We start from the raw sequence: 17,467 nt of genomic DNA on the forward strand, positions 1-17,467 counted from the left end.
AATTTGAAACATGACAGCACATAAAAACCTGATTGACCACATACAAAAAAAAGTCTCCCTTTCAGAAGAAGAGGCACAGGAGTTTATTTCCTGTTTTAAACTCACCAAAGTAAAAAAACGCCAGTTCATTATTCAGCCGGATTTTGTAGCCAAACACCGCAACTATGTATTGCAAGGTGCTTTTATGGGTTATGTAGTGGCAGATGCGGGGCAGGAACATATTATTCAACTGGCCATCGAAGACTGGTGGATTTCTGATTACAACAGTTACATTTTTCAGCAACCTGCTACAATGTTCGTGATGGCTTTGGAAGACAGCGTGATATTGCAACTTGATTTTGCCAGTGAGCAAAAGCTCAAAAGCATGAATCATAAGTATGAAACATTTTTCAGAATTACCGCAGAGCGTTCATTTGCCGGTATGCAGAGAAGAATCATCAGCAATCTTACCAAAACTGCCGAAGAACGCTTTCATGAATTTGAAGACAATTACCCACAAATCGCCAATCGTTTTCCTCAATATGTCATTGCTTCCTTCCTGGGCATGACCACCCAATACCTCTCAAAGCTCCGAAACATAAGGGTTTCCAAAAAAAGTTAATCTAGTTTCACTTTACTTCTTCATGTAGTTTCTCCATATTTCCTAATCTAGTTGGTTGTAAAAGGCCTCCTGTTGAGGCCATCTTTGTATTGTCAATAACGACACGCTGAACAACAAAAAATACAAAGCAAAATGACCACAACGTCAAACAGAACTTTTACAGTTCCAATCAGAGCAGAAGTAAGCGAAACCAATCAAGGCATTTTTGATAACCTCAAAAAAGGTCTAGGTTTTGTTCCAAACCTGTATGCCTATTTCGCCAAAAGCGAAACAGCATTGGGCGACTACCTTGCCCTGCAAAACCGCAAGAGCAGTTTAAAAGCAAAAGAAAGAGAAGTAATTAACCTGGTAGTCAGTCAAATCAATGGCTGCCGCTATTGCCAGAGTGCCCACACTGTATTGGGTAAAATGAATGGTTTCACAGACGAACAAATAATTGAGCTTCGCCAGGGCTCAGCATCATTCGACAGCAAATTAGACGCATTGGCAAAATTTACAGCGTCAGTTACTGAAACCAGGGGTCATGCAAGCATTGATGCAAAAGAAGCATTTTTTGCAGCCGGGTACACTGAAGCCAATTTGATTGATGCCGTAATTATTATTGGCGATAAAATCATCAGCAACTACATCCACAACCTTACTGGTTTTGAAATTGATTTTCCATTAGCAGACGAAATTGCTTAGACTTTGACCATAGGTAAGGGAGCAGATGAACTCCCTTCCTTCTAAAATCTTAATTACTAACAAAAAACCATACCATATAAAGGGCAGAGCGAGAAGAAATACTAAAATCATTAAGCACTTAATAATACTTTCAAAAATGACAGAACTATTCAAGTACTACGGCCTCGACTGGCTGGCAATGATAATGAGTGTAATTGCTATGTTGTTGTTGGGGAATAAAGTAAAATGGGGGTTTGTATCATTTATGATTGCCAATATAGCCTGGATAGCACTAGGTATTGCTTTACTGCATAGCTACGCTATAGTTATTGGCAACTGCATATTCCTTATTACGAATACAAGGGGTTTTATTAAATGGAATCAAACCCAAAAACAATGACATGGAAAAGGTGAATTTATTTTCAGCAATTGCCAATAAGCAGGCAGACTTGATCGTGATTGCAAGGGAATATTTGCGTAATCCTTATTTTGCTACACTTGCTGCCAAAGAGTTGGGTGTAGAGCTCCCAATCCCCTTTCAGTATAAGAGGGCTTATTAAAATTGTACTACCACATATTAACCCAATATTTCGGCTAAATGATACAATTGTAAAAGCCACCGATATACCCAATTGTAAGTTTTTTCCACAAACCTGGAACGTTTTGGAAAACATCACACACATTCAGGTGTAATCAAAATTTATTCAACACACCTGAATTCTATTTGCACCATGAAACAGTCCACTTTTTTTCAAACCGGAAAATTCTTTTTGTCAGTTGTTATTCTGCTGAGTGCCTTCCAGGCGCAAGCTCAAAATTTGCCAGGAGGCTTAACTACTCAACAAGTAAATGCGCACGTGATCGACCCCGTTCAGCTACGCGGCAGCCTTTCTGATGGAAACGAACAAGAGCGCTCCATGCCTTTTATTTTCCGTCCCCAAATCAAGTTCAATGCATTACCAAAACTGAATGTCAATGCTTTTGGACAAGAATTTCATGCAAAAATTAAAGACCAGGTGACTGGATACGCCATGCAATTGCGTCAAAATGGTGCTCCATTGTACACCTTGATCTGGAACTTTTCGAAAACCCCTACCGATGGCGGCCAGGGCTGGAAACTCGATACCCGCATGCATGTAGCCAGTGTAAGCAAATTCATCACTGCAGTAGCGATGGTCAAATTGCTGGATTCTAAAGGCATCTCGCTGGATGCCAAAATCATCAACTACCTGCCAGCACACTGGGCTAAAGGCCCCAAAGTTGATCAGGTTAGCTTCCGTCAATTGCTTACGCATACTTCTGGCTTCAAAACGGGTACTTCTAGCTCCAACTACACCTTTATGAAGCAGGTGGTGGCCATTGGTGCACTTACCAACGGCAGCTATGCTTACGAAAACCTGAACTTTGGTCTTTGTCGCCTGTTATTGGCCGTTATCAACGGCAACATCCCCCAAAACTTCAACGTTGGCCCCATAACCGATCAAGTTTGGGACATCGTAGGCATCAATGCTTACAAGCAGTACTGCCAAACCAATATCTTCAACCCTGCCGGTGTGGCCAATGCCAGCTTTGAAGCGCTGCCTGCTTTCAAAAATGCCCTAGCGTACAAATTTCCGAACCTGAATCAAGCGGGATGGGATTCTGGCGACTTGGCAAGTATGGCCGGAGGTGCTGCCTGGAGGCTTTCTGTAGATGACTTGCTGAAAGTGATGGATCACGTTCGACGCAGAAATACCATTATTCCTGCAGGTCGTGCTCAACAAGTATTGGATGGAAACCTGGGTATCGATCAAGCGATCCCAACCCCTGCCGGTAACATTTACAACAAGAATGGCCGCTGGACCAGCGGTGGCAGAACGGAGCAGAGCGTGATCTACTTCATGCCCAACGGAATGGAATTGGTGGTGTTGGTCAACTCACCAATCAGCGTAGAAGGCTGGTCTTTGCGCGGCATCGTGAAGGACTTGTTCATCGACAACCTGGTAAATCCCAATTAGGAGTTGAAAAGTTAATAGTTGAAAAGTTGAAGAGGGCACTGTGCTGAACTTAGCATAGTGCCCTCTTCAACTTTTCAACTATTTCTCGTTTCTTCCATCGGCAATGCCGTGGATTTTCATTTTCACGTAATCGTCCAGATTCAGATCTTTGAAGCCCTTTTCGCGCATGCGCTGAATGTATTCCGGACTTACGCCGTGAATCTTCAGTGAAACTGCCTCATCAAGGTCAATGGTTTTGAAACCCAAATTATGGTAGGCTTTTATTTGAGCCGCTTCCAATCCATGAATTCGCGCCTGAATGGCTTGATCCAAAGACAAGCTACTGAAACCTGCCTCTTTCAGCGATTTCATGTACCCACCGTTCAGGCCATGGATGCGCGCCTGAATGGCTTGATCCAAAGATAAGTTGCTAAGACCTGCCTCTTTGAGCGACTTCATGTACACACCGTCCAGCCCGTGGATGCGCGCCTGAATGATTTCTTGCGGTTTCAGACTGGCAAAACCTGCATCTTTGAGGGACTGAATGTAAACATCGTCTATGCCGTGGATGCTGTAACTGCGCATGTCGTCCATGCTCATTTGACTACCAGCTGTGCTTCTGATTTTGTTGATCCGCTCCGGATCAAGTCCATGGATTTTAGAATTCACCAATTCATCAGCAGAAAGATTTTTACCGCCATTGGCTTGATTCATCCGCCGGGCATAATCAGCACTCACCCCATGAATCTTAAAATTTACTACTTGGTCTAAAGGTAGATTCGGGTAACCTGCACTTTGCAAACCGCGCACATAATCGGCAGAAACGCCGTGGATTTTTGCGGTTAGCACATCTTCCAGGGATACTTTTTCGTAACCCAGACTGGTCAAGGATTGCATGAAAGACGGCCCTGCGCCGTGGATTTTCAATTCAATCAATTTGCGAATGGGCACTTGTCCGTAGCCGCCCTTTTGGAAGGCAGCAAAGTAACCTTGCAAGGTTTCTTTGTCAAGACCATGAATGCCCATTTCTACCAGATTGTTGCCAGTGAGGGTTTTGTAGCCATGCTGTTGGAGGTAGGCAATGTAATCTTTGTTGACATCCGCCATAAACAGGTGCAACATTTCCTCCTCGTCAACTCCCGTAATACTTTGTTGATCGAGGTATTTCTTGAATTCGGCATTTTGCACAAAATCAAACTTGCCATAGCCCTCGTTTCCATCAAATTTCCCTTTGAAATTCAGCGTACCAGCGTCGCGCTTCAAATTGAAAGTCGATTCAGTGGTTGGCAAACTAGAGAATTCTTTTTTGTCAAAATACCGGGAAGTATTCCAGTTGGAATGCTCCGTTTTGGATTGCAGATTGAGGTAAACCCTTTCGCCTTTGATTTCAGCATTCCAAAATCCGCTGGTACTCATCGGCGCATCGCTGTCAATATCAAAATGGCTGCTTTCCTGCTTTTCAATACTTTTTGGCGATAAACGGGCTTCCGTGGTTTCCACCAGTTCGGTTTCCATCGGTTTTGATTCCACCAGTTCGGTTTCTACCTGATGGTACGTATTGTTTGCAAAATTTTTGATCCAGGCCAGGCCACTAAGTGTACCCGCTACCAGGACTACGGTGAGCATTTTTTCCATTGTGTTTGTCGTTGGTGATTTAATGTGTAAAATGCGCTGCAAGCGCAGCATAAATTGACTTTTTTGTTGGCCGGCAAAAGCCAGGGCAGGAGACATGGGCATAAATCCCATCTCTTGTACCGTGACCAGAGCTTTTGCATAAGTCAGGGAATCTCCGGTGAGCTGTATGGCCAATTCGTCAGCCGCACTTTCCCGTTCGGTGCGCACTTGTGCCGAGATCCACCACACGCCAGGGTGGTAGTAAAACAGGGTTTCGACAAAGCCCTGTAATACATTGAGCAAATGATCGTGGCGAAGAATATGTGCCAGCTCATGCGCCAAAATCGCCTCTACTTCTGCCGCAGGCAAGCGGTTGATCATCCCTAGCGGAAACAGAATCATGGGCTTGAGGTAGCCCACCACTTGTGGCGTGCGCACTAGCGCCGATTCCACCAAGGTTATGGCTTTATCGAGTCCAGTTTTGATGGTCAAATCATCTAATAAATCCAGCCAGTATTCGTCGGCTGGAAAATTCATGCGCCCTTTGAGGTAGTACACATAACTGACGCTGCTGAGCAAGCGCAATAGGAAAATAGCTACACCTAGGAGCCAAAAACCAACGATCAATGGCAGGTGCTGATCAAAATAGCCCTGGACGTCGGGCCAGTTCAAACCGTGATCAAGCGCTACCAAATCAGATTCTGGTACAACGAGTGCCAGGTCTTCCAGGGCTGATAATTCATCTTCAGACAGTTGGGGCTGGACTGTTTCAAGCTGTACCAATTTATCCAGCAAAGCGGTATTGAGCTGAGGAGCAACCAAGTTTTCAATTTGCAATGCCAACCGATCCTCAATTGGCGCAGTGACATAGTATCGATAAAAAGTAAAACCTGCTGTGATCATCACCGCAAACAGTCCAAAATTGGCCACGATGTAGCGCAATTGAGCACTGCGGTGGCGCAAGGCGATCAGCAACACACCCGTCAACAAGGCAATTGCCATCCCTTGCCAAAGGGAATGTAACACCATCCAACCCAAGGCGTACTCGAGTTGGCGATTAAAAAGGGAAAAGGCCAGCATAGGATAAAATTTGGAGATTTGTGCCGGTAGAGATGCGATGCATCGCGTAAGTGTATAGCGCGTCTCTACGGTTTTTTCTGCATTTCTTCGATCAGTCGTTTGATTTCTTCCAATTCTTCAGGTGTCGCAGAGCCTGAGCCCAAAGCACGTAAAACCAGACTGGAGGTAGAGCCTCCAAAGGCAAGGTCGCGCAGACCTCGCACAACCTGGGATTGTACTTTTTCGGGGTGATCTGCCGGGCGGTATACATGACTGCGGTCGTTGGCATCGCGGTGCAGCAATCCCTTGTCGAGCATGATTTGCATCAACTTCAAGGTAGAGGAGTAGTTGACCTCCCGCTGTTCATTGAGCTTTTCATTGACGGTGCGCACAGTAGATGGGCCCACTTGCCAAAGCACCTGGAGAATCTCCAGTTCGGATTTGGTCGGTTCGGCCCGTTTGTTATCTTGAGGGTGATTTTTTTCCATGCTGCAATATCTAGGAAATATTTCGTACGAAAAAATTCCTAGACTATTTTTTTGAAAAAACTTTTCAGATGACCATCAAATAAAGCTGGTCGTCAGACTTGATACCTTGACTTTGTTGGTGTTTTTATGAAAAATTACCCTGACTTTGTTTAGAAGGCGGAAAATTAACAGACTACCTCAGGTGGATGAATTCCCAATAAACCACAAGATTCGGGTTGCTCAAGGAAGTCCTTTCCATGACCTTTGTGGTACAAATTCACATTTAATTCTACTTCTATGAAAACGTTTATTTTCATCCACGGGTCCTGGCACGGCTCCTGGAACTGGCACCGCGTTGTGCCTATTTTGGAACAATTGGGACACCGGGCCATCGCCATTGATTTGCCAGGTATGGGCAGAGACAAAACGCCCATCCAGGAAGTGAGACTCCAAACCAGTGTAGACGCGGTTTGCAAGGTCGTAGATGCACAGGAAGGAAAGGTAATTCTAGTTGGGCATAGCAAAAATGGCATTGTCATTTCTCAGGTCGCAGAATACCGCCCTCAGAAAATTGAAAAGCTGGTATATCTGGCTGCTTACCTCATTCCCAATGGCAAAACCCAGCGGGAATACTCCATGCAAGATACCGCAGGTGTTTTGAAACCATACGTACAGGTTCATGCTGATGTGAATGCTACAACCCTTGATCCTGCCATTTACCGGGAAGGCTTGTACGCCGATTGTGATGAAAACATTGTGCAATTGGCCAATGTATTGCTGAGCGCAGAACCCATCGAAACGGGTACAACCCCGCTGCAATTGAGTGATGAAAATTTTGGCTCCGTTCCACGGGTTTACATCGAATGCACCCTGGATAAAGCAGTTACTCCTTTTATTCAGCAAAAAATGTACACAGAATTGCCTTGTGAGAAAGTGTACCAAATGGAAACCAGCCATTCGCCATTTTTCAGCAAGCCCCAGGAATTGGTGGAGATCTTGGTGGGTTTGTGATACTCCAATTACTCTAGGTGGATTCTGATGGGCAAATTCATTTGTGTTCTGGTGGGTACATCTCTTAAACTGCCAGGAATCCACTTTGGCATTTTTTTCACAATATCTAGACAAACTGGATCTAAGCCGTGATGAATACTTTTCACGATTTTTAGGTCTGAAAGGCTGCCATCCAGCTCAACGGTAAATTGCACGACCATGGTTCCTTCTACACAATCGTTTTGAAGGGATTGAGGCCATTCAAAATTTCCAGCAATGAAGCGAAGCATTTCAATGTGACCTCCGGGAAAGGAAGGCATTGATTCAGGATGGAAGAAACAAATGAAAGCAGAGTGGTCAACTTCTTCTATTTCCTCTATTTCCTGAGGCGTTATGCTCGTTTCATCGTCGAATATCGATTGGCAAGACGTGGCCAAAAGCAGCATTAGCACAATGCTACTGAGGCCATAGATGATTCTCTTCATGGCAAACTTGTTGATAAATGGTTGTGCTTTGGTAGATGACTGGAATCGATTTTTTGGTGGGTAAACCCCAAAACATTAAAAAGAAAACTATTTTTGTTCGCAAACCAAATTCATGCCCATGCAAAGCGAAGAGGCGCAAAGTGAAATTCAAGCAGAAAATCAAATTCAAATCGTCGATTACGAACCCCAATACCAGCAGTGCTTTAGAGATCTAAACGTGGAATGGATTTCCAAATACTTCAAGATGGAAGAGTCCGATTATCTGGCACTGGATGATCCTGAAGGACACATCCTGGACGAAGGAGGCTGCATCATCGTGGCCTTGTACCAGGACGAGCCGGTTGGCGTATGTGCCCTGCTCAAATCGCATCTTCCTGATTTTGATTACCAATTGGGAAAAATGGCCGTATCTCCCAAAGCACAAGGCAAGAGCATCGGCTACTTATTGGGAAAGGAAATTTTGGGAAAAGCACACGCGCTGGGCGCGAAAAAAGTGTTTTTGGAAAGCAATACCATCTTGACGCCTGCCATCAACCTGTACCGCAAGTTGGGTTTTGAACAAATCGAGGGCTATCCTTCACCCTATGAGCGGAGCAACATTCAGATGGTAGTGGAACTCTAATTCCACAAGAATCAGGTTGCCCTATCACCCATCCCTCCCGATTTTTGCATAAAAAAAGAGCATGAACCAACAGCACATCAATTACGAACGGGTGGCCGAGGCCATCGAATACATCGGCGCCAATTTCCGGCAACAACCCGATTTGGCGGAAGTAGCGCAGCAAGTTCACCTTTCGCCAGAGCATTTCCAGCGTTTGTTCACCGATTGGGCAGGCGTAAGCCCTAAAAAATTCATGCAGTTTTTGACCCTGGATTACCTGCGGGAACGAATTTGTGAAGTTCCCAATTTGCAGACTGCGGCGGATGAAGCAGGTTTGTCTGCCCAATCGCGGGTTTACGACCTGTTTGTCAATATCGAAGGTGTTACGCCAGGAACATTTCGGGAGGCTGGGCGAGGCTTGCAGCTCAAATACGGCTACCACAATACGCCCTTTGGACTTTGTTTCATTGCCCTGAGCGATCGAGGTATTTGTGGGCTCAGTTTTGTAGATGAAGAACTGCAGCGCCTGGAATTCGAAGCTTTTTCCAAAAAATGGAATTTCGCTGAGCTGATTCACGCACCTGATCAAACCTGTTGTCCAACAGCTTTTTTCGCATCAAGGAAATCAACTTCAGCGGCTAACTGTATTGGCTCAGGGCACCAATTTTCAATTGAAAGTTTGGGAAGCCCTGCTACGCATTCCTGCTGGTGCGGTAAGCACTTACAGCCACATCGCCAGCAGCATTGGACAACCCAAAGCACAGCGCGCAGTAGGTACCGCGATTGGAAGCAACCCCGTTGCATTTCTCATTCCTTGTCATCGGGTTATCCAGTCAACCGGAAAATTGGGCGGTTATCATTGGGGCGAAACCCGAAAAAGCGCCATTGTGGGTTGGGAAATGGCGGGAGGGTTGAAAAGTTGAAGCGTTTAGGGTTGAAGAGTTGAAAAGAACCCTGCACTTTACGCGGTTTTGCCTAACTGCTTCAACTCTTCAACATTTCAACTTTAAACTGTTCAACTTAATTGATCGTAATCTCCTTTCCAAGCGTAATACCCCATCAGAGAAATCCCTGCGGCAATGGGCACAAAAATGCTGAGAATAATGATCCAGAAGGTATAGGTTTCTTGAGTTGGAGGGGTAGCAGCGCTAGCCGATAGCTCTCGCAAGGCTTGCTGAACGCCAAAGGCAATACTGGCAGGGCCTATCAGCATCCACACTATTCCAAGGTATCTTTTCAGCTTGTTCATTTTTCTTTAATTTTAGTCTTCAACGTTTGAATCCACCTTATTGGACAAGTAAATCATCCCAATCACAAAGCACAAACCGGCTACTGCAATAGGCCACCACAAACCCGCAAATGGATCACCCAAATGGGTCGTTAGCCGAGTCGCGATGTAGGGCGTAAGTCCCCCAAAAATGCCATTGCCAATGTGGTACGGCAAAGACATGGAGCTGTAGCGGATCCGCGTTGGGAAAATTTCTACCAAAAAAGCCGCAATTGGCCCATAAACCATGGTCACATACAATACCTGTATGCCAATCAGCAAGACCATCATCCAAAAACCTTGCTGACCAAGCGTCAGTTCTTTGACCACGGTTGGGTTGGCAATGGTTTGTCTTGGATTGCTGGTTTGAGTGACCTTGGTGGTTTCCTCGTACCGACTGCCATCGGTGTATACTTTGGTAGCAAAGATCGTAGTCAGGTCACCCCCTTCCGCTTTTTCATTTTTAACAAAAGTGGTTGATTTGGTGGTTATTTCTTTTTTTAGCGTCAAATCGGCCAGGCCATACATGGCTTTGTAAATCGGGCGATAGGTCACAATGGCCAGGATCATCCCCAGCATCATAATCGCTTTTCTGCCAATTCGATCACTCAGCCAGCCAAAAAGCACAAACATTGGTGTCGCAACGCCCAGCGCAATCAGGATAATGTTGCGGGCTTGTACAAACTCAATGCTACAGGTTTTTTCAATGAACGACAAAGCATAAAACTGCCCCGTGTACCAAACTACACCTTGCCCCATCGTGGCGCCAAAAAGCGCCAACAGCACCATCTTCAAGTTGGCGCGATTGGCAAAAGAATCTTTCAGTGGATTCTTGGAGGCTTTTCCTTCCGATTTGATTTTGCGAAACAGGGGCGACTCATTCATCCGCAAACGAATGTAGATCGAGACGCCAATCAAAAAGGCAGATACAATGAATGGAATCCGCCAGCCCCATTCGCCAAACTGCTCTAGTCCCATTGATTTCCGAGTAAACAATATAACCCCCAAAGCCAGAAAAAGCCCCAGTGTTGCCGTGGTTTGAATCCAACTGGTGTAATAACCCCGGTGTTGGGCAGGAGAATGCTCGGCCACATAAGTAGCCGCACCACCATACTCACCACCCAATGCCAATCCTTGCAAAAGCCTCAAAAACAGTACCAAAATCGGGGCGGCTGCTCCGATGGTTGCATAATCTGGCACCAGGCCGATGGCAAAAGTTGACCCGCCCATGATGACCAGCGTGAGCAAAAAGGTATACTTGCGGCCAACTAGATCACCCAGCCTGCCAAAAACCAATGCTCCGAAAGGCCGCACCACGAAGCCTGCGGCAAATGTAGCCAGCACCGACAGATAGGCTGCGGTGGGATTGATGGCAGGAAAAAATTTGGTGGAAATGATGGAAGCCAGTGCTCCAAAAATGTAGAAATCGTACCACTCGATCAAAGTGCCTACCGAGGAGGCCAAAATAACCGCCCGAATGGTCTTTTTTTCTTCAGTGGACATCGCCACTGATTTTGCGTCTGCTGTATTTGTCATGTCTATAGTTGCATTATAGGAACGATGAAGAAATGAATGCCACCTTTAAACGCAGCTATTTTGTGTTTAGTCAACTATCTTTTGAGGCGAATAGCAAGCCTATTTAACGAGAAAGATAGGATGAATAAGCGCAAAAAAGCAAAGTGAAAAGGGGGTAGTTATTTTTTCATCGTTCCATAGTTCAATAATAGAAAAACTCTTTGGTAAGCCGATGCATTTGTCGGGTTTTTATCTTTCTAAGGAGAAGACAAGGTTCCTGCTTCGCAAAAAACAAAAAATGTTCGGCACAATCCCTACATTTGCGGCAATTTTACCAAAGACAACATGCAAGAAATCACGATTGACCAAAAGCTTCGGCTGGAATTGTTATGGTGGCTCCTGACAGCTTTATTGGTTGCACTGATCATGGCCCCGATTTATTTTTATACGGAGGATTATCCTTTCTGGAACATCAACATCGTATACATTGTAACTTTCATAACCGCAGCGCGGTACATATTTTTGTTTCCTACTACTTTGATCGCCAAAATTCAGTGGTTCAAAGTGATGCTGATTTTTGCAGTAATTCCGGCAATTTTTCTTTTAATCCAGGAGATGAACCGCTTTCAGGTTTTTCTGGATTACAACGAACCCGAAGACCTGATTGGACTTTTGCCCATCGATACTTCTAATGCCATGATGAGTTTTGTACGCAGCGAGATGGTTTTGTTTAGTGTAGGAAGCGTCATTTCATTGGCCATCTTGCCATTTCGGATGATTCGTTCCGTTTGGAGGTATCGGAATACGGGGAAACCTTAAAGGCTCAATTGCGCGTCATACCCTTTGCACCCAGGTAAATCAAATACTGCGCAACTATGTAAGTCAGCATGATCCAAAAGGAAGCCAGTGGCAACGCTGTACCGCTGAATTTGTTGGTGGCGATCAGGCTATCAGAAAGCACAAAGAGAATGGTGCCTACACTCAGGTAGCTGAAATAAGGTTTGGGAAGCATTTTTCCAAGGTTATGAGCATTCGCGGTCATACAGATAAGCACCAAGCTATACGCCAATACTGGAATGAGCAAATCGCCTAAGCCCGCCCAAAGGATGTTCAAAAGCAGACTCCAATACAACAAGAAGGGCAGCAATAGCCATATTTTTTGTTGAAGCAGTCCTTGCCGATTCCCTTTCCACAACCAAAATGCCCAGATAAAAAACAGGTGAGCGATCAAAAAACTGCCCAAGCCTAAAATAAAGAAGGGAGCATGGTTTGACCAGGAACTGGCCACCAGCATCAACATCAAGTCACCAATCCAGGAAAAAAAGAAAGCACCGGCGATAATCCGGCTAAAGCGGGTTGAGAGAAAATTGCTGGATTCATACCACGCTGCTGATAAACTCAGCAGCAAGAAGGGTTTGGTTAATTCATTCAAGAAGGGAATGGGCAAAAGACTTGACATAAGATTGCCCAACGAGGCGATTGCAAAAACAATCAGTAAAATCTTTTCTCTAGCTTGCATAGTTGTATTTTCCTGAAGCGGCAAAATACAACAAATGCTTATTATCTAGTTATCGCTGTAAGGGCTGTTTTTATCAACCGTGCCGCTGTCTTCCGAATCTTCGATGTTGTAAATGTCTTGGGTTTCAGTCTTTTGGGTCAGGTTCTGAATGTCATCCAGCACATCCACTGAATAATCCCAAAAATCGAACAAGATCGGTTGTGCTCCTTTTAGTAACCCCCAAACGGTTTTGGGGTAATCTTTCAAATAGGGATAGGTTCGGGATTCCGCTACTGAATCAGTGACTGCTGTAGCAGATGAGGCCAATACGAACCAAAGTAAACAACTGTAAATCAACGCCGAAAAAGCTGCGGATACTACCCCTCCAATGATTTGATTGATAAAGTTGATGTGGATACTCTGCAATATCCCTTCCAAACCACGACCAACGGTGCGCAACAAAAACATGGTCAAAAAAAGCGTGAGCAGAAAACCCGCCAGAAACATGAGCGGATTTTTATAGCCTGATATGTCTTGTAAAAAATTGGTCATCATTGGTGAAAAACGCAAAGATGCCATGATCCCAAAAAGGATCGAAGTGTATTTGAATACGGCTTCGATGATACCGCGGGAATAACCGTACCAAAATCCAGCCGCTGCAATAATCAAAAAAATTACGTCGATGATCATATTTTTTTGCTTTCCTTTAGCTTTCAATAATCTAGAACTTGTACCTTGTAGGAGCAATGAGAAGATTTACACCAAACGTTGGCTTCTATTCAAAGCCAAGGCAATCTGAGTGAAAAATCTTTTCAACTACTCCTTTAGATACAAAGGTGCAGTAAAAAGTCACAACTTGAAAATTTTTTCCGACACAAGCCGTTGATAATCGGATGTATCTCCTTATTCCCATCTGCGTCATATCACTTACAACATAATCTCAACATTAGAGAATCTATTAAATTTAATCATAAATCCTTGAACATGCGTTTAATTCCAACTGCTATTTTATTTGCTTGTACGTTGGCATGGTCGCCAATGTTGCTGAGTCAAAATCAACTACCTGCTGTATTCTTATTGGGACAAGATGAGGCAGCTTACGAAAAACTGAACGTAGAACACCCGCGAAACTTACTGATGATTTCGGGTAACGACACCGGAAAGGCACTGAACAACTGGCTGGAATTCATCAAATCCGCCCAGGATCATGCTGAAAACATCAAATTTGACCTCAACGGATTGAAAATTTTCATACACGTATTTTGGAACGAAGATGGCTCTATCCGGCACATCGGCTATTTCGTGAAACCTGATTCACGCAACTACAAGCCCGAAGAATTGCGGGCCTTTTTTGGCACTTTTATCCGTGCTTATAAGCCTTTGTTTACCAGTGATAAGAAATTTTCACACTACACAACTGCCAGTTTTCCTACGCTGATCGAAAGAAAACAGTAAGTAATTTTTTGCGTCATACTAAGGAGATTTTAAACAATACTGCATGACGAATAAGGCCAAGGTGCTTTATTCGTCATTTTTTTTGGGAACGGATGAATAGGGGCGATAAAAAAATAACCTAATCCTCATCTTGAGCTAATACCCCGTTAACATGCTCCGCTTACATTTAGGTTTACGGATTCAGTTCAGCATTAGAGCCATCAATGCCCTGTCCAAATTGGTCTAAATCGTCAAAGCAATTGCCTAATGAAAAAGAGCCTTTACCTACTTGCTTGCCTGTTATGGGGAGCCACAATTTTTTCCCAAAATAAAAATTGGATCATTCACGCCCCAGCGGGTAGCCGACCTACCCAGGTCGCAAAGGGGGGCGAAACCGTCATCCCCAATGGTCGAATCGTTACGCCGCTTGGAAAATCCATCACCACTGCTCCTCACCCATATGGATTGGTGTTGAGTCAGGACGGTACCCTTGCCGCTACCGCCAATACCGGAATCCGACCTTTCTCCGTTACCCTGATCCGCAATGTTGCAGACGTAAACCCTGTCGTATCCCAAATACCAGAAGGAGTAGAAACCGACAAAGGTGTTTTGGCTGCCGTGTACATGGGCGTTGCCATTGCACCCAACAACCGTAAAATCTATGTAGCTGGCGGACAAGAAGGAAAAATCTTTGTTTTTGACCCCAATACCAGAGCAAAACTGACGGAAATCAATTGCAATACACCAGTCAATGGCCGCAATTATTCAAGCAGCTATATCGGCGAGTTGATGCTCAGCAAAGATGGTCGTACTCTTTACGCATTGGATCAGCTCAACTTCCGCTTGATCATCATCGATACCGAACAAAGCCAAGTGAGCCGCAGCATTGGGGTAGGGCGCTATCCGTTTGGGTTGGCGCTTTCACCAGACGATAGTCGCGCCTATGTAGTCAACGTGGGGATCTATGCTTACCAGGATGCATACACCTACACTCCCGGCAACCCCAAAGGCAATGCCTTGAATGGCCGAACCCAGGTTGCTTACAATACGCCTGAAGCAGTCAATGGCAAACAATTGGGCGACAAAATGATCCCCGGACTTGGAGATCCGCTTTCACCAGAAGCACTTTCGGTTTTTGCCATTGATTTGAAAACCGATGCCATTTTGGCCAAAATCAAAACCGGTATTCAGATCGGCCAGGTGTTGGAAGATGTTCCTGCGGTAGGGGGATCTAGCCCCAACTCGGTCGTTGCTACCGACGACTATGTTTTCGTCAGCAATGGCCACAGCGATTGTGTGACCGTTATTGATGCGCGTTCTTTGACCAAAAAGACGGAAATTTTTCTGAACCCCGAAGCGCGTTTGGGAAATCTGCGTGGGATGATTCCGTTCGGATTGACTTGCTCACCCGATCAAAAAAAACTTTTTGTAGCGGAAGCAGGCATCAACGCAGTGGGCGTTATTGACGTTCCAACGCTCAAAGTATTGGGGCATATCCCCACAGGTTGGTTTCCGTCCAAACTGCAAACCAGTCGTGATGGGAAAAAGCTCATAGTAGCTTGCGCCAAAGGTTTGGGCAGCGGGCCCAACGGAGGTTCTACGTTCAATGTAGACCGAGAAGGCAGTTACATCGGCAACCTGATGAAGGGCATCGTCAATGTATTCGACATACCTAAAGATGCAGACCTGGCCAAACATACCCAGCAAGTAATCCGCAACAACTACCGGATCCGCCCAATCACCGATCCCGCGTTCAAAAGCCGCAGCACCAATCCCATTCCATTATATCCGGGGTTGAAAGCATCGCCGATCCAGCACGTAGTTTTCATCATCAAAGAAAACCGCACTTACGACGAAGTATTTGGACAGTTGTCCAAGGGCAAAGGCGAAGCTGCAATGGCCCGCTTTGGTTACGGAGGTGCAACAGTTACCACCCCAACGGGCGAAAAAATAGCCGGGTTGACTCCAGCCCCAAATCACTTAAAGCTTGCGCAACAGTTTGCAGTTTCTGACAATTACTACGTCGATTCAGATGTATCTGCCGATGGCCACCGCTGGTTGGTTGGTCTGTACCCCAATGAATGGGTTGAAGTGAACGTAATGTCTTCTTATGGTGGCGGACGTGCTTACAAAAAAGATTCTACTGCGGTTGGTGCCTGGATTCTTAGCGGTTCTGGTAGCCCAGAAGACCTCAACGAAGCAGGTTCCATCTGGGATCACCTCTACCGCCTAAAAAAGCCGTTTTACAATTTTGGAATGACCCTCAACAACGTGCCAACCTCCGTAAAAGCAGCTTTTGATTCGGCACAAGTGAGTACCATGCCTAACGTTCCGGCCTCCGCAGGATTGCTGCAATTTACCTCAAAAAAATATCCTTCCTACAATACCAGTATCCCCGACCAATTTCGGGCAGATGTGTTGATGGAAGAATTTCGCGAAAAATGGATGTCTGGTGCGGAGAAAATGCCTGCATTTACCACCATCCGCCTGGGCAATGACCACGGGGCGGGCATTCGTCCTAATGCGGGTTATCCTTATTTTCAAAGTTATATGGCCGACAACGATTTGGCGCTGGGCCGCATTGTTGAGTTCCTTAGTCATACGCCTTACTGGAAAAACATGCTGATCGTCATTACCGAAGACGACGCGCAAGGTGGCGCAGACCATGTTGACGCCCACCGCAGTGTGTTACTAACTATTTCTCCATACATCAAGCGCGGCTATGTAGGCCATGAACACAGCAGTTTTGGAAGCATTTTCAAAACTTTTTGGAACTGTATCGGAGTTCCTTACCTGAATCAATACGACGCAACGGCAACAGATTTGGCGGAATTGTTTACCGATAAGCCCGATTTTCGGCCTTATGTGGCCTCTCCGGTTGATCCTGAATTGTTCAACCCAGCGTTTGCACTCGGCCCTTTCGACCGGAATTTTGATTGGAGCGCACTGGCAGAGTCTCCAGAAATGGACAATGTTCCGTTGATGGAAAAAATGAGTGAAGAAACGGCCAAAGCTTACGCAGACGCTACTCCTTTTGCTCCTTTTATCGATCCAATTCAATCCACCTTCAAGGGTTCACTGAGTGTTGAGTTGAAAACATTTCCCAAAAACGTAGAAGTTCGCTATACCTTGGATGGTACGGAACCAGGGCCTCAATCTCCGCGTTACGAAAAGCCACTTACGCTGAATGCAACAACTACAGTTCGTGCCCGGGGCTATTATTCAAATGGAAAGATCAGCCGCGTAGCTACTCGAAAGTATACGGCCTATTAATTAACGGTTAAATAATAACTTCAT

At 45.3% G+C, this 17,467-nt stretch carries 18 protein-coding genes; 11 read left to right on the top strand and 7 right to left on the bottom strand.

The annotated features are described in order from the left end of the window. Window positions 1-10: 10 nt before the first annotated feature. The 5 genes from ABW391_RS01220 (at window position 11) to ABW391_RS01240 (ending at window position 3,261) form a co-directional block, all read left to right on the top strand. Window positions 11-601, top strand: coding sequence for a Crp/Fnr family transcriptional regulator (locus tag ABW391_RS01220; RefSeq protein ID WP_353479987.1), 591 nt, complete (start codon window positions 11-13; stop codon window positions 599-601). 132 nt (window positions 602-733) lie between these two features. Beyond that, window positions 734-1,285 (top strand): carboxymuconolactone decarboxylase family protein, encoded by a 552-nt coding sequence (locus ABW391_RS01225; RefSeq protein WP_353479988.1) that lies wholly within the window; start codon window positions 734-736, stop codon window positions 1,283-1,285. A gap of 136 nt (window positions 1,286-1,421) precedes the next feature. Beyond that, window positions 1,422-1,664, top strand: a complete 243-nt coding sequence (locus tag ABW391_RS01230) for a PnuC protein (protein ID WP_353479989.1) — start codon at window positions 1,422-1,424, stop codon at window positions 1,662-1,664. Between the two features lies 1 nt (window position 1,665). Continuing rightward, complete coding sequence (locus ABW391_RS01235; protein ID WP_502916307.1) at window positions 1,666-1,824, top strand: hypothetical protein; 159 nt, start codon at window positions 1,666-1,668, stop codon at window positions 1,822-1,824. A 171-nt stretch (window positions 1,825-1,995) separates the two neighbouring features. Beyond that, on the top strand, window positions 1,996-3,261 hold the full coding sequence (locus tag ABW391_RS01240; protein ID WP_353479990.1) for a serine hydrolase domain-containing protein: 1,266 nt from the start codon (window positions 1,996-1,998) through the stop codon (window positions 3,259-3,261). Window positions 3,262-3,339: 78 nt separating this feature from the next. Here ABW391_RS01240 and ABW391_RS01245 read toward each other — a convergent pair whose 3' ends face one another. Together ABW391_RS01245 and ABW391_RS01250 are read right to left on the bottom strand one after the other, a co-directional pair. Further along, window positions 3,340-5,934 (bottom strand): M56 family metallopeptidase, encoded by a 2,595-nt coding sequence (locus tag ABW391_RS01245; protein WP_353479991.1) that lies wholly within the window; start codon window positions 5,932-5,934, stop codon window positions 3,340-3,342. Between the two features lie 65 nt (window positions 5,935-5,999). After that, window positions 6,000-6,401 carry a BlaI/MecI/CopY family transcriptional regulator gene (locus ABW391_RS01250; RefSeq protein ID WP_353479992.1) on the bottom strand — a complete coding sequence of 134 codons (402 nt, stop codon included), beginning with the start codon at window positions 6,399-6,401 and terminating at the stop codon, window positions 6,000-6,002. A gap of 276 nt (window positions 6,402-6,677) precedes the next feature. Here ABW391_RS01250 and ABW391_RS01255 point away from each other — a divergent pair, with 276 nt between their 5' ends. After that, window positions 6,678-7,391 carry an alpha/beta fold hydrolase gene (locus tag ABW391_RS01255; RefSeq protein WP_353479993.1) on the top strand — a complete coding sequence of 238 codons (714 nt, stop codon included), beginning with the start codon at window positions 6,678-6,680 and terminating at the stop codon, window positions 7,389-7,391. Window positions 7,392-7,399: 8 nt separating this feature from the next. On the opposite strand, the gene ABW391_RS01260 is transcribed toward ABW391_RS01255, so the two are convergent. Then, window positions 7,400-7,855 (bottom strand): energy transducer TonB, encoded by a 456-nt coding sequence (locus ABW391_RS01260; RefSeq protein ID WP_353479994.1) that lies wholly within the window; start codon window positions 7,853-7,855, stop codon window positions 7,400-7,402. A gap of 118 nt (window positions 7,856-7,973) precedes the next feature. Between ABW391_RS01260 and ABW391_RS01265 the strand changes: the two genes are divergently transcribed. Further along, window positions 7,974-8,477 carry a GNAT family N-acetyltransferase gene (locus ABW391_RS01265; RefSeq protein ID WP_353479995.1) on the top strand — a complete coding sequence of 168 codons (504 nt, stop codon included), beginning with the start codon at window positions 7,974-7,976 and terminating at the stop codon, window positions 8,475-8,477. 61 nt (window positions 8,478-8,538) lie between these two features. Next, window positions 8,539-9,402: a helix-turn-helix domain-containing protein gene (locus tag ABW391_RS29570; protein ID WP_502916308.1), complete on the top strand. Its 864-nt coding sequence runs from the start codon at window positions 8,539-8,541 to the stop codon at window positions 9,400-9,402. A gap of 69 nt (window positions 9,403-9,471) precedes the next feature. On the opposite strand, the gene ABW391_RS01280 is transcribed toward ABW391_RS29570, so the two are convergent. Next, entirely contained in the window at window positions 9,472-9,705 is a 234-nt protein-coding gene (locus ABW391_RS01280; protein WP_353479996.1) for a DUF6814 family protein, read from the bottom strand. A gap of 12 nt (window positions 9,706-9,717) precedes the next feature. Further along, complete coding sequence (locus ABW391_RS01285) at window positions 9,718-11,226, bottom strand: MFS transporter (protein WP_353479997.1); 1,509 nt, start codon at window positions 11,224-11,226, stop codon at window positions 9,718-9,720. Between the two features lie 357 nt (window positions 11,227-11,583). Between ABW391_RS01285 and ABW391_RS01290 the strand changes: the two genes are divergently transcribed. Continuing rightward, window positions 11,584-12,057, top strand: coding sequence for a hypothetical protein (locus tag ABW391_RS01290; protein ID WP_353479998.1), 474 nt, complete (start codon window positions 11,584-11,586; stop codon window positions 12,055-12,057). Between the two features lie 4 nt (window positions 12,058-12,061). Here the strand turns inward: ABW391_RS01290 and ABW391_RS01295 are convergent, their stop codons facing one another. Then, complete coding sequence (locus ABW391_RS01295; protein WP_353479999.1) at window positions 12,062-12,757, bottom strand: lysoplasmalogenase; 696 nt, start codon at window positions 12,755-12,757, stop codon at window positions 12,062-12,064. Between the two features lie 45 nt (window positions 12,758-12,802). Then, entirely contained in the window at window positions 12,803-13,426 is a 624-nt protein-coding gene (locus ABW391_RS01300) for a CvpA family protein (protein WP_353480000.1), read from the bottom strand. A 294-nt stretch (window positions 13,427-13,720) separates the two neighbouring features. On the opposite strand from ABW391_RS01300, the gene ABW391_RS01305 reads away from it, so the two are divergent. Continuing rightward, entirely contained in the window at window positions 13,721-14,191 is a 471-nt protein-coding gene (locus ABW391_RS01305) for a hypothetical protein (protein WP_353480001.1), read from the top strand. Window positions 14,192-14,437: 246 nt separating this feature from the next. Continuing rightward, window positions 14,438-17,443 carry an FN3 associated domain-containing protein gene (locus ABW391_RS01310; protein WP_353480002.1) on the top strand — a complete coding sequence of 1,002 codons (3,006 nt, stop codon included), beginning with the start codon at window positions 14,438-14,440 and terminating at the stop codon, window positions 17,441-17,443. The last annotated feature ends 24 nt before the right edge of the window (window positions 17,444-17,467 follow it).

The sequence above is a fragment of the Haliscomenobacter sp. genome (assembly GCF_040403615.1).
Lineage (GTDB): Bacteria > Bacteroidota > Bacteroidia > Chitinophagales > Saprospiraceae > Haliscomenobacter.

What these genes read in the sequence shown, in the direction of transcription:
- ABW391_RS01285 (WP_353479997.1), bottom strand. Translation starts at nt 11,226, where the DNA reads ATGTCCACTGAAGAAAAAAAGACCATTCGGGCGGTTATTTTGGCCTCC.
- ABW391_RS01225 (WP_353479988.1), top strand. Translation starts at nt 734, where the DNA reads ATGACCACAACGTCAAACAGAACTTTTACAGTTCCAATCAGAGCAGAA.
- ABW391_RS01305 (WP_353480001.1), top strand. Translation starts at nt 13,721, where the DNA reads ATGCGTTTAATTCCAACTGCTATTTTATTTGCTTGTACGTTGGCATGG.
- ABW391_RS01240 (WP_353479990.1), top strand. Translation starts at nt 1,996, where the DNA reads ATGAAACAGTCCACTTTTTTTCAAACCGGAAAATTCTTTTTGTCAGTT.
- ABW391_RS01290 (WP_353479998.1), top strand. Translation starts at nt 11,584, where the DNA reads ATGCAAGAAATCACGATTGACCAAAAGCTTCGGCTGGAATTGTTATGG.
- ABW391_RS01260 (WP_353479994.1), bottom strand. Translation starts at nt 7,855, where the DNA reads ATGAAGAGAATCATCTATGGCCTCAGTAGCATTGTGCTAATGCTGCTT.
- ABW391_RS01300 (WP_353480000.1), bottom strand. Translation starts at nt 13,426, where the DNA reads ATGATCATCGACGTAATTTTTTTGATTATTGCAGCGGCTGGATTTTGG.
- ABW391_RS29570 (WP_502916308.1), top strand. Translation starts at nt 8,539, where the DNA reads ATGAACCAACAGCACATCAATTACGAACGGGTGGCCGAGGCCATCGAA.
- ABW391_RS01295 (WP_353479999.1), bottom strand. Translation starts at nt 12,757, where the DNA reads ATGCAAGCTAGAGAAAAGATTTTACTGATTGTTTTTGCAATCGCCTCG.
- ABW391_RS01235 (WP_502916307.1), top strand. Translation starts at nt 1,666, where the DNA reads ATGGAAAAGGTGAATTTATTTTCAGCAATTGCCAATAAGCAGGCAGAC.
- ABW391_RS01230 (WP_353479989.1), top strand. Translation starts at nt 1,422, where the DNA reads ATGACAGAACTATTCAAGTACTACGGCCTCGACTGGCTGGCAATGATA.
- ABW391_RS01245 (WP_353479991.1), bottom strand. Translation starts at nt 5,934, where the DNA reads ATGCTGGCCTTTTCCCTTTTTAATCGCCAACTCGAGTACGCCTTGGGT.
- ABW391_RS01250 (WP_353479992.1), bottom strand. Translation starts at nt 6,401, where the DNA reads ATGGAAAAAAATCACCCTCAAGATAACAAACGGGCCGAACCGACCAAA.
- ABW391_RS01265 (WP_353479995.1), top strand. Translation starts at nt 7,974, where the DNA reads ATGCAAAGCGAAGAGGCGCAAAGTGAAATTCAAGCAGAAAATCAAATT.
- ABW391_RS01255 (WP_353479993.1), top strand. Translation starts at nt 6,678, where the DNA reads ATGAAAACGTTTATTTTCATCCACGGGTCCTGGCACGGCTCCTGGAAC.
- ABW391_RS01310 (WP_353480002.1), top strand. Translation starts at nt 14,438, where the DNA reads ATGAAAAAGAGCCTTTACCTACTTGCTTGCCTGTTATGGGGAGCCACA.
- ABW391_RS01280 (WP_353479996.1), bottom strand. Translation starts at nt 9,705, where the DNA reads ATGAACAAGCTGAAAAGATACCTTGGAATAGTGTGGATGCTGATAGGC.
- ABW391_RS01220 (WP_353479987.1), top strand. Translation starts at nt 11, where the DNA reads ATGACAGCACATAAAAACCTGATTGACCACATACAAAAAAAAGTCTCC.